A 9,841-nucleotide genomic window follows, 5' to 3' on the forward strand; every position below is an offset into this window, starting at 1 on the left:
GCCGCAGCCATAATCTGCTGGCGACAGACAATATCTATTTACGGATAAGCACTTACAACGTAAAAAAAGGCGAGGCCTCCGGCCTCGCCTTTTTTGTTGCTCAGAACTATAATTCCCGCCGCTCTGATTTTAATTGCCGCGCAACGAATGATTTGGTTTGCTGGACGCAGTAACTATGAAAAATGCATGGACCGTACTGTTGTGTGTTGCCGCCGGTGTCGCGCTTCAAACCGCCACGGCGCAAGACGTCGAACCTGGATTCAAAAGCCTGTTTAATGGCAAAGACCTGACGGGTTGGGCCGGGCGGACCAATCATTGGTCGGTCGAGGACGGCTGCATCACCGGCAGCACTACGCCGGAGAACCCTGCCAAGGGAAACAACTTCCTGTTCGCCAGGGATGGCGATAAGAATCTCATCGTGGATGATTTTGAAATTCGTTTTTCCTATAGTTTCTCCACTCCATGGGGCAACTCCGGCCTCCAGTATCGCAGCAAAGACCTTGAAAATTTCGTCAGCGGCGGGTATCAGGCGGATTTTGAGGTTGGCACCACCTATTCCGGCATCCTGTATGAGGAAAGAGGCCGCGGCATCCTGTGCCAGCGTGGACAAAAGGTCACCATCAAGGAGGCGTTATTTGTCACCGAGTCGAAGAAAGTGACCGATCCGAAAAACGGCAAGGAGAAGGAAGTGAAGACCAAACGCGAGGTGGCCAAGGATTCGCCGGAGGCCGCCAATGCCAAGCTGGATACAAAAATTGAAGTCACTGGCACGTTGGGCGACACCAGGGAAATCCAAACGCATATCCACACCAACGGCTGGAATGATTACGTCATCATCGCCAAGGGCAATCATCTCCAACAATGGATCAACGGTGTGCAGACCATTGATGTGACAGACGAACAGGAATCCAAGGCCGCCAAGTCCGGCGTGCTTGCGTTCCAAATTCATGCCGGCCCCCCGATGAAGGTTCAGTTCAAGAATGTCCGTATCAAATCGTTAAAATAGGCGTTTTCAACCGTAAATAAAAACCTGACAGATAAACTCTTATGCGCAATCCAATTCAATCCACCCTGATCACCGTGACCTTGGGGCTGGCCATGGCGGCCAGCGCCTCGGCGGCTGACAAAAAAGTCCTGTTGTTGGCGGGCAAGCCAAGCCATGGGCCGCGCCAGCACGAACATAATGCCGGGTGCCTGCTGCTGGGGCGGTTGCTAAATACCGTGCCGGGCATCAAGGCGGTGGTGAACACCAACGGTTGGCCATCCGATAAATCCGTTTTCGATGGCGTGGACGCCGTATTCATTTATTGCGACGGCGGGGCCGGTCACATGGCGGTGCAGGAAGACCGCCTGCAAGTCATCTCCAGCCTGCTGAAAAAAGGCGTCGGCTTTGGCTGCTGCCATTATGCGGTGGAAGTGCTCAAGGAAAAGGGTGGCAACGAATGGCTTGAAGGCATGGGTGGCTATTTTGAAATCAACTGGTCCGTTAACCCGCATTGGGATGCCGATTTTAAGACCATTCCCAAACATGCGATCACCGATGGCGTGAATCCCTTCAAAATTCGCGATGAGTGGTATTTCCACATGCGCTTCCAGGAAGGCATGAAGGGCGTCACCCCGATCCTCAGTGCGGTGGCTCCGCTGGAAACGATGAGCCGCAAAGACGGCGCGCATGAGGGTAATCCGGCGGTCCGCCAGGCCGTGACCAATGGCGAACCACAACATGTGATGTGGACCTATGAGCGCCCGAATGGCGGTCGCGGCTTTGGGTTTACCGGCGGCCATTTCCACGACAACTGGGGCCAGGAGGATTTCCGGCGCGTGGTGCTTAACGCCATTGTTTGGATTGCCAAGGGCGATATTCCGCCCGGGGGTGTGAAAACCGTCGTCACCAAGGATGATCTGGAGCAGAACCTGGACCCCAAACAGGTCAGGAAACCGACGCCCAAGCCGCCGCAATTGCCGAAGGCAGCAAATTAAGCAAGTCCACGCCTGCCGTATGGATAAATTAAGAGTACAACTGGATCGGTTTCTGCGGACGCAGCCGAAACTGGGCAAAGGAGCCTATATTGCCGCCGGGGCGGTGGTGGTGGGCGATGTGACGTTGGGGGACCATGCCAGCATTTGGTACAATGCCGTCTTGCGCGGAGACATTAACCGGATTGTCGTGGGCGACTATTCCAATGTGCAGGACAACACCGTGCTGCATCTGGCGGATGAATTTGGATGCATCATCGGCAAGTACGTAACCATTGGGCACTCGGCCATCGTCCATGCCTGCGTGGTGGAGGATGAATGCCTGATCGGCATGGGGGCGACGATTCTGGACGGGGCGGTGATTGGCGCGCAATCCATTGTGGGGGCCAAAGCCCTGGTCACTCAGGGGACCAAAATTCCACCCGGCTCGTTGGTGCTGGGATCTCCGGCCAAGGTGGTGCGTCCGTTGACCTTGAAGGAGCGGCGCGGGCTGAAATATTGGGCGAAAAAATACGCCAAAAATTCGGCCTACTGCCTGAAACACGGCATCAATGTCGGAGCCCCACTTAAGTCGTAAATTTCGTCAGCGGATCGAATATTAAATCACTTCCACCGGGCATTTCGGCAGGGCTTGCAGGAACTGCTGCCCGTAGCGTTTGGCCAGAATACGGTTGTCCAGCACTACGATGATGCCCTGATCGGTTTTCGTGCGGATCAGGCGGCCCACCCCTTGGCGGAATTTCAGCACCGCTTCCGGCAGGGAATATTCACCAAAGGGATTTCCACCGCGCGCCTCGATGGCCTCGATGCGCGCCTCAATCAGGGGATGATCCGGCACCGCAAACGGCAGCCGGGTGATGATGACATTCGAGAGCGCCTCGCCTGGGACATCCACGCCCTGCCAGAAGCTGTCCGTCCCGAACAGCACGGAATCCACGTCTTCCTTGAATTTTTCCAACATGAGACCGCGCGGCGTGCCGGTTCCCTGCACAAAACATTGCAAGTCCAGCTTGTTGAAGAACGATTCCATCCGTTCCGCCACTTCTTGCATGAGCTTGTAGCTGGTGAACAACACAAACGCCTTGCCATGCGTTTGCCGGATGAAATGTTCGATCCAGTGGATCAACGCGTCACGGTATTCCTCGGTGCGTGGATCAGGCATCTTGTTTACCACATACAGCTTCATCTGCTGCTCATAGTCGAAGGGCGAACCCACTTGCAGCAGGCGCGCCGACTCCCCGCCCACACGGTTTACAAAATACTGCATGCCGAGGACGGTGCCCGAGGTGCGTTGACTGCGGAAGCGGTGTCCGGTGGATTCCGGTTTGGCCTTTTCCGGTGGCGCTTCTGCGCTCATGGCCAGCGTGGCGCTGGTCATGATGATCGAGGTATCGCTTTGGAACAGCCGGCGGCGCAGGTACTCCGCCACGTCCACGGGCGCGGCCTGCAAGGTCAGATTATGCTGGGTTTTGCCGCCACGCGCCACCCAATAGACATGCTCCGGCGCATTCTGGCTGAGGAACGTGGCCAATTCATCGCGCAGTTCCGCCAGCCGACGGTTGCACTCGGACAGTTCCTCGCCGGTCTCTTTATCCTGGCTGGTTTTGACCATCTCGCTGACCGCCTCCCGCACCCGTTGCAGGGGCAGGCTGAGATTGTCCTTCACCAGATCGGGACGGCGAATACGCAATTCGCTCCAACTGCGGCGGGTGGAGCCGCCCCGGGCGCGCGCGCCGCCTTCCCCGGATTCCGCCGCTTCCCGCTGCTGGGCGGAGAGTTCTTCGCACGCCACCTCGACCGATTGGAAAAATTTGTCACTTTCCTCCAGCAGATCGGCCACCAGCTTGACCGCCTTGCCCTGGCGCAGCGTGGCCAGCAGTCCCTTTTCCGTACGTGGATTCCACAACCGTTGCAGGGCGAACCGCAATTGTCCGCTCGATACGCTCAGGCCAATGTGTTTGGAGGCCACATTCTCGACCGTGTGCGCCTCGTCAAAGATAAGAAAATCATTGCGGAACATCACGCCCCCCTCAATTTCCTCATCAATGCCACCCAGCAGCGTGAACAGCAGGGTATGGTTCAACACCAACAGGTCGGAGCCCAGGATGCGCTGACGCGCTTTCTGAAAGAAACAGACTTCGTGATGTTGCTTGTCAAATTCCGATTCCGGCCCGCACATTTTGGGTGAGCATAAACCGCGCTCGGAACATACCTGGGACCAGACCTTCATGTCCGGCTCGAGGTCGAAGTCCGATAAATCACCATCCGTCGTGGACTTGGACCATTCGTAGATTCGTTTCAACTCCTCGATTTCCGGCGAGGTGAAGAGGCTGTCCGCCTGGTGCATCACCTTGTGCAGGCGGCGCGTGCAGAGGTAATTGGCGCGGCCCTTCAGCATGGTGTAACGGAACGGCACCGGCAGCACCTTGGCCAGCATGGGCAGATCTTTATCCCGCAGTTGCTCCTGCAAATTGATCGTATGCGTCGAAATAATCGCCTTCTTGCTTTTCTCCACGGCAAAGAGAATGGCCGGGACCAGGTACGCCAGGCTTTTGCCGACGCCGGTGCCGGCTTCCACCGCCAGGTGCTTGTTATCCATCAGCGCCTGCGCCACCGCCACCGCCATCTGCTGTTGCTGGGGACGATACTCAAAGTTGGGCGACTGCGAGAGAATGCCGTTGGGCGAGAAAATACCCTCCACCACTTTGACGAGGTCAAATGCGGAACCGGCGGGTTGTGATTGAATCTCGCTGATCATGGTGTAAATATTTTAACCACCAGCGCAGATTTTGAAACGCTAGCCGGGCGATTCGCCAGCCGATTGGTCGCAACGCGTAATGCCATCAGTTCTCCCGGGGTCGTTTCATCACCACTTCCTGCACGGCGCGGTTTTTGACGATCCTGTTGTCGGGCAGAATGCCGCGCCAATTGGTGGTGGGGTAAATAAGCGCGTTACGGCCGATGATGCTGCCGGGGTTGAGCACGGAATTACAACCCACCTCCGCGCCATCGCCCACCAGCGCGCCAAACTTGCGCAGGCCGGTATCGAACGGTACGCCGTCCTTGTCCACCATCACGTTCCCCGCCACGATCTTCACATTGGACAGGATCACGCCCGCGCCCAGATGCGCCTTGTAGCCAAGGATGGAATCCCCCACGTAATTGAAATGCGGTACCTGGCAATGGTTGAACAGCACCGAGTGTTTGAGTTCACACGAGTTGCCCACCACGCAACCGTCCCCGACGATAACGTGCTCGCGCAGATACGCGTTATGACGGATCACGCAATTGCGCCCGATGATGGCCGGACCTTTGATCATCACTCCGTCCTCCAGGACGGTGCCTTCGCCAATGTACACTTCATTGCCGATGTACGCGTCTCCGTCGCAAGTGTTGTGCAGCGCGGGGCGGAGATTAGCCTTGAGGTATTCTTTCAGGCGCTTGAGCGCGTCCCACGCGTACTCACAGCCGTCAAACAAGGCCGCGTGTTCGGTCTGGCTCAGGTCAAATAGATCCGATGGTTTAAACATATTCAGTCGGTATTTACGCGCCGCCGGTCGGCCTTACATTTGGGTCAACTCTTCCGGGTTTAATAAGTGCACCCCCTGTTTTTTCAGCGCCTGGCGGGCGTGTTCAATATCCTTGGTTTCGATGATCAGGATGGCGCGCTGGTGCGCCTGAGTGACGAAACCGGAGGAGTTCTCCACGTTTACGTTGCTGCGTGCCAGGCAATCCGCCACCGCGTGGAGGCCGCCGGGTTTATCCGGCACCTCGATGGCCAGCACTTCCACTTGCGAGACTGCCAGGCCATCCTGCCGGAGCGCTTGGCAGGCCGGCTCGAATTGGTCCACCAGGAACTTCATCACCCCAAAGCGCTCGGAGGTGGCGATCGTCACCCAGCGGATGTTGATGCCGGTGTCGGCAAGGATTTTGGTGTAACGGGCCAGTTGTCCCGTTTTGTTTTCGACAAACACCGTTACCAGTTTGACTGTGTTCATGTTGGCTCCCGTTCGGTTGTTTAAATATGCCGTTTATCCACGACCCGCTTGGCCTTGCCCTCGCTGACCGGCAGCGAGCCGGGCGGCACGAGTTCCACCTTGGGCTTGGTCAGGATTTCCGCGCGCAGTTTTTCCACAATGGAATGTTCCAAGTGTACCAGGTGATCCACCTGCCCGTCAAAGCCGGCCTCCGCCAGTTCCACCTTGATGGTCATTTCGTCCAGGCCATCCAGCACAATCAGGTAATTCCGGCCCAGTTCTGGCATGCCCATGAGCACCCGTTCGATCTGCTGTGGGTACACGTTCACCCCGCGCACGATCAGCATGTCGTCCGAGCGCCCGGTAATCCGCTGGATGCGCCGGTGAGTGCGCCCGCAGGCACACGGTTCGCTGACGATCGAGGTGATGTCCCGCGTGCGGTACCGCAGGATCGGCATGGCCTCGCGGCACAGCGTGGTGAGCACCAGCTCGCCCGGCTTGCCATCCGGTACCGGTTCGCCGGTTTTGGGATCCACGATCTCCATCAGGAAATTATCCTCCCACAAGTGCATGCCTTGTTTGCATTCGCATTCAAACGCCACCCCCGGTCCGTTCATTTCCGAGAGGCCATACGAGTTATAGACATCAATACCGAACGCCTTTTCAATCTTCCGCCGCGTTTCCTCGGTGTACGGTTCTGCGCCGACAAACCCCTTGCGCAGGGAGAGATGCTTGCGCGGATCAATACCTCGACTCTCCAGAAAATCCGCAAAATACAGCGCATAACTGGGCGTGGTGTGAAAGACCGTCGAGCGAAAATCCTGCATCAGCAACAATTGCTTCTCGGAATTGCCCGGCCCCGCCGGGATGACCAGCATACCGAGCTTCTCCGCCCCGTAATGCATCACCAGCGCCCCGGTGAACAGCCCGTAGGTCATCATGTTTTGCAGGATATCCTTGGTCGTAACTCCGGTGGCCACCAGGCTGCGGGCGATGAGGTCCGCCGATTGGTTCAAATCCCGCTTCGAGAAGAAGAGCGCCTTGGGTTTGCCGGTCGTGCCGCTGGAGGTATGCAACCGCAACGCCTTGCCGGGCGTGGCCACCATGCCTGCCGGGTAGGTGGCGCGTAAATCGGCGCTGGTGGTGAACGGCAGCCGGCGCGCATCCGCCAGCGTCTTGATGGTGGACGGCTTGAGGTTCAACTCCGTGAATTTTTGCTGGTAGAACGGCACGTGTTGCCCGACGCGTTTCACCGTGTCCTGCAAACGCTTCAACTGCAGCCGCTCCAGGCTGCGCCGCTTCATCGTCTCAATCTCTTGATCCCAAAACATGATGCCGTTCATTGTTCACACCCATTAGGAAACGTCAACGCTATTGGCGGTCGCGTTTACAAACTTGCATGGCCGCGTTCCGCTCGCTACCTTTTGCCCATGATCATTGGTGTCATGCGAACCCAGGCCACCGCGCCCGACCTGCTTATCCCGGTGTGATGCAGTGGTTTAACAAAGCCCCTTATGTGTATCGGCCCGCCCAGGTGCTGCGCCGCATGGGGCGGTGTCTGTGCCCGCCATCGTCTGCGGTGGTGAATGCTACGCTCCCTTGGGGAATGCCCATTACCATTGATCCACGCGAAACCATCGGTCGCACCATCTGGCATGCCGGGGTGCATGATCTCGATGTTTGCGAGGCGCTGTATCGCCTGGCTGATCCAGACGAGGTCGCCCTGGATATCGGCGCAAACATCGGTCAAATGACCTGTGTGCTGGCCTTGCGCGTGGGGGGTGCCGGTCGCGTCCTGGCCTTTGAACCGCACCCGGTGGTGTTCCAGCGGCTCTCGGCCAATCTGGCCCGGTGGCGCAACCAGCCCGGCGTGGCAACTCTGGAAGCCTTCCCCTGGGCGGTATCCGATGCGCCGGGAGAGGTGTCGTTGATCGAATCTGCCGATTTCGCGCACAACCAGGGCACCGCCACTTTGGGTGCATCTGGCATCAATTCTGCCAAGGAACATCGGGTGCGGGCTGCGACGCTCGCGGAAATCTGCCGGGACATTGAGCGGGTGGGCGTGGTCAAAATGGACGTGGAAGGGCATGAGGTCCGGGTGTTGCACGGCGGCGCGGAACTGCTGCGGCAGCACCGCATTCGCTCCGTGATTTTTGAGGACGACCTGGCGGCTGGCTCAAAGACCGTGGCTGTTTTTCAGCAGTACGGATATGAGGTCTTTGTGTTGGAATGGCGGTTTGGTGGCGTCCGGTTGCATCCCGTGCGGGAATGGCGGCCAACCTTGGCGCATGGCACCGTCCCGAGTTGCGTGGCCACCTGCGATCCGCAAGACACCTTGCGCCGCTTCGCCACCACCGGTTGGCAGGTGCTCGCCCACCGTTGAAGTTGCCGGAACATCACCCGTATCAATACGTGATTGAACATGGCGGCGGTCTGCCCGGTTGTGGACACGCCGCGTTGGGAAAACGGCCACTCTCGTTTCACGCCAGTTCAACAGGAATGCTCCCGTCAATGGGAATCGCCGCGTGTCGCTTTCCAGGGACCGCCAGCACTGCCCCGCGCACTCCACGTGCCACTCATGCTATCGCCGGTGAGCGTGGCGGTGACCGTTCGCTGCGTGTTTTTGTCCACTTGAAGTGTGCCGGACATGGTGTTTCCTTTGATTGTGCCTTGAAAGGACGCGCGCTTGCCATTCGGATAGGTGCAGTACCCCTCGACTTGGGTGCCGTGCTGGGTAAGCGCACCGGGGATCTTCTGGCTGCCATGCATGCACGTCCAGGTTCCGTTAAAATTCGGCGGCGGTGTGGCAGCGTAAACACCGACGCCAACGGCTGCGATCAATCCGGCAATCAGGAAGATTTTTATCATGGCATTGAAATCAGGTTGATGGGAAATGACTTTTCGTCCGCCGCCCGCGTTCACTCGTCGCGTGGCGGTCAAGAAGCACCGCTTTTAGCTCACGATTCACATTGAAGACACTACCACGGCTCCAGTGTGGGGACAAGCTGCTATTCGCAATATTTGATCTTGCCAGTTATAACATTTGTGACTACATTGACTGCATGATCATTGAATTGAAATTACGCAAGGTCGGCAACTCCATTGGCGTGGTGCTGCCCAAAGAAGCGCTTGCCCGCCTCAATGTGGGCGAGGGGGACACCATTGCGCTTACGGATTCACCGGAAGGCGGCCTGCGGGTGACCCCTGTTTCCGATGGCCGGGAGCAATTTGCCAGGCAAATGGAGGCGGCTGAAAGTGTTATTCGCCGATACCGTAACACGCTCCGAGAATTGGCCAAATAAATGAAACAACCCCAGTGGCTGTTGCGCGATACGGTTCTGGCGCTGCAAGAACGCCTGTTGGCTGAGTTCGGTGGGCAGGGCGGCGTGCGGGATGCCGGGTTATTGGATTCCGCTCTGGCTCGTCCGGAGAACCTGTTTGTTTATGGCCAGCCGGACCTTTTTGATCTCGCGGCTGCCTATGCCTTTGGTCTGGTCCGTAATCATCCCTTTCTTGATGGTAACAAGCGGATCGCCTTCACTGCCGCCATTGTATTTCTGGAATCAAATGGCTGCCATTTTATTGCTGCGGAGGCGGATGCTGCGCTGAAAACCCTTGCCCTTGCGGCTCGTGACTTGGATGAACCCGGCTACGCTGCCTGGCTCAGAGCGAACTCACGCAAACGCTAACGGGCGCATTCCCGGAGGGGCGGACCTTTGAGTTGGGAGTTCCGCCTTTTCCTGGTCGATCCCGGCAAGCGGCGCTGGACTGAACGCGACATTGAAATCATCCCGCTCAAAGAATTTTTACCAGATCGTGAAAAATAGGAAAAACTGATTCTGCTGAAAAACCCTTGGTCATTTTTTGAGGCCCTTGGCTGGGCTGGG

At 57.6% G+C, this 9,841-nt stretch carries 11 protein-coding genes; 6 read left to right on the top strand and 5 right to left on the bottom strand.

The window, feature by feature from the left end; genetic code table 11:
- Positions 1-175: 175 nt before the first annotated feature.
- The 3 genes from WCO56_26895 to WCO56_26905 are packed head-to-tail and all read left to right on the top strand — an operon-like array spanning position 176 to position 2,554.
- The gene (locus WCO56_26895) at positions 176-1,006 is read left to right on the top strand and encodes a DUF1080 domain-containing protein (protein MEI7733228.1); all 831 of its coding nucleotides are present in this window, start codon (positions 176-178) and stop codon (positions 1,004-1,006) included.
- A 41-nt stretch (positions 1,007-1,047) separates the two neighbouring features.
- The gene (locus WCO56_26900; protein MEI7733229.1) at positions 1,048-1,980 is read left to right on the top strand and encodes a ThuA domain-containing protein; all 933 of its coding nucleotides are present in this window, start codon (positions 1,048-1,050) and stop codon (positions 1,978-1,980) included.
- A 19-nt stretch (positions 1,981-1,999) separates the two neighbouring features.
- On the top strand, positions 2,000-2,554 hold the full coding sequence (locus WCO56_26905) for a gamma carbonic anhydrase family protein (protein MEI7733230.1): 555 nt from the start codon (positions 2,000-2,002) through the stop codon (positions 2,552-2,554).
- Positions 2,555-2,575: 21 nt separating this feature from the next.
- Here WCO56_26905 and WCO56_26910 read toward each other — a convergent pair whose 3' ends face one another.
- From WCO56_26910 to WCO56_26925, 4 genes are all read right to left on the bottom strand, one after another.
- Positions 2,576-4,735: a helicase C-terminal domain-containing protein gene (locus tag WCO56_26910; GenBank protein MEI7733231.1), complete on the bottom strand. Its 2,160-nt coding sequence runs from the start codon at positions 4,733-4,735 to the stop codon at positions 2,576-2,578.
- 85 nt (positions 4,736-4,820) lie between these two features.
- Positions 4,821-5,507 (bottom strand): UDP-N-acetylglucosamine diphosphorylase, encoded by a 687-nt coding sequence (locus tag WCO56_26915; protein ID MEI7733232.1) that lies wholly within the window; start codon positions 5,505-5,507, stop codon positions 4,821-4,823.
- Between the two features lie 33 nt (positions 5,508-5,540).
- Positions 5,541-5,975 (bottom strand): ACT domain-containing protein, encoded by a 435-nt coding sequence (locus WCO56_26920; GenBank protein ID MEI7733233.1) that lies wholly within the window; start codon positions 5,973-5,975, stop codon positions 5,541-5,543.
- A gap of 20 nt (positions 5,976-5,995) precedes the next feature.
- On the bottom strand, positions 5,996-7,285 hold the full coding sequence (locus tag WCO56_26925) for a phenylacetate--CoA ligase (protein ID MEI7733234.1): 1,290 nt from the start codon (positions 7,283-7,285) through the stop codon (positions 5,996-5,998).
- A 158-nt stretch (positions 7,286-7,443) separates the two neighbouring features.
- Between WCO56_26925 and WCO56_26930 the strand changes: the two genes are divergently transcribed.
- Positions 7,444-8,337: an FkbM family methyltransferase gene (locus WCO56_26930; protein ID MEI7733235.1), complete on the top strand. Its 894-nt coding sequence runs from the start codon at positions 7,444-7,446 to the stop codon at positions 8,335-8,337.
- 125 nt (positions 8,338-8,462) lie between these two features.
- Here the strand turns inward: WCO56_26930 and WCO56_26935 are convergent, their stop codons facing one another.
- On the bottom strand, positions 8,463-8,822 hold the full coding sequence (locus tag WCO56_26935) for a hypothetical protein (GenBank protein ID MEI7733236.1): 360 nt from the start codon (positions 8,820-8,822) through the stop codon (positions 8,463-8,465).
- Between the two features lie 197 nt (positions 8,823-9,019).
- On the opposite strand from WCO56_26935, the gene WCO56_26940 reads away from it, so the two are divergent.
- A complete protein-coding gene (locus WCO56_26940) occupies positions 9,020-9,256 on the top strand; it encodes an AbrB/MazE/SpoVT family DNA-binding domain-containing protein (GenBank protein MEI7733237.1) in 237 nt (78 codons plus the stop codon).
- Positions 9,257-9,643: a type II toxin-antitoxin system death-on-curing family toxin gene (locus tag WCO56_26945; GenBank protein MEI7733238.1), complete on the top strand. Its 387-nt coding sequence runs from the start codon at positions 9,257-9,259 to the stop codon at positions 9,641-9,643.
- Positions 9,644-9,841: the final 198 nt, after the last annotated feature.

This window comes from Verrucomicrobiota bacterium, from assembly GCA_037139415.1.
Taxonomy (GTDB): domain Bacteria; phylum Verrucomicrobiota; class Verrucomicrobiia; order Limisphaerales; family Fontisphaeraceae; genus JBAXGN01.

Excerpts from the sequence above, each read along its gene's own strand:
- WCO56_26935 (MEI7733236.1), bottom strand. The coding sequence starts at position 8,822 with ATGATAAAAATCTTCCTGATTGCCGGATTGATCGCAGCCGTTGGCGTC.
- WCO56_26920 (MEI7733233.1), bottom strand. The coding sequence starts at position 5,975 with ATGAACACAGTCAAACTGGTAACGGTGTTTGTCGAAAACAAAACGGGA.
- WCO56_26895 (MEI7733228.1), top strand. The coding sequence starts at position 176 with ATGAAAAATGCATGGACCGTACTGTTGTGTGTTGCCGCCGGTGTCGCG.
- WCO56_26930 (MEI7733235.1), top strand. The coding sequence starts at position 7,444 with ATGCAGTGGTTTAACAAAGCCCCTTATGTGTATCGGCCCGCCCAGGTG.
- WCO56_26925 (MEI7733234.1), bottom strand. The coding sequence starts at position 7,285 with ATGTTTTGGGATCAAGAGATTGAGACGATGAAGCGGCGCAGCCTGGAG.
- WCO56_26915 (MEI7733232.1), bottom strand. The coding sequence starts at position 5,507 with ATGTTTAAACCATCGGATCTATTTGACCTGAGCCAGACCGAACACGCG.
- WCO56_26905 (MEI7733230.1), top strand. The coding sequence starts at position 2,000 with ATGGATAAATTAAGAGTACAACTGGATCGGTTTCTGCGGACGCAGCCG.
- WCO56_26910 (MEI7733231.1), bottom strand. The coding sequence starts at position 4,735 with ATGATCAGCGAGATTCAATCACAACCCGCCGGTTCCGCATTTGACCTC.
- WCO56_26900 (MEI7733229.1), top strand. The coding sequence starts at position 1,048 with ATGCGCAATCCAATTCAATCCACCCTGATCACCGTGACCTTGGGGCTG.
- WCO56_26945 (MEI7733238.1), top strand. The coding sequence starts at position 9,257 with ATGAAACAACCCCAGTGGCTGTTGCGCGATACGGTTCTGGCGCTGCAA.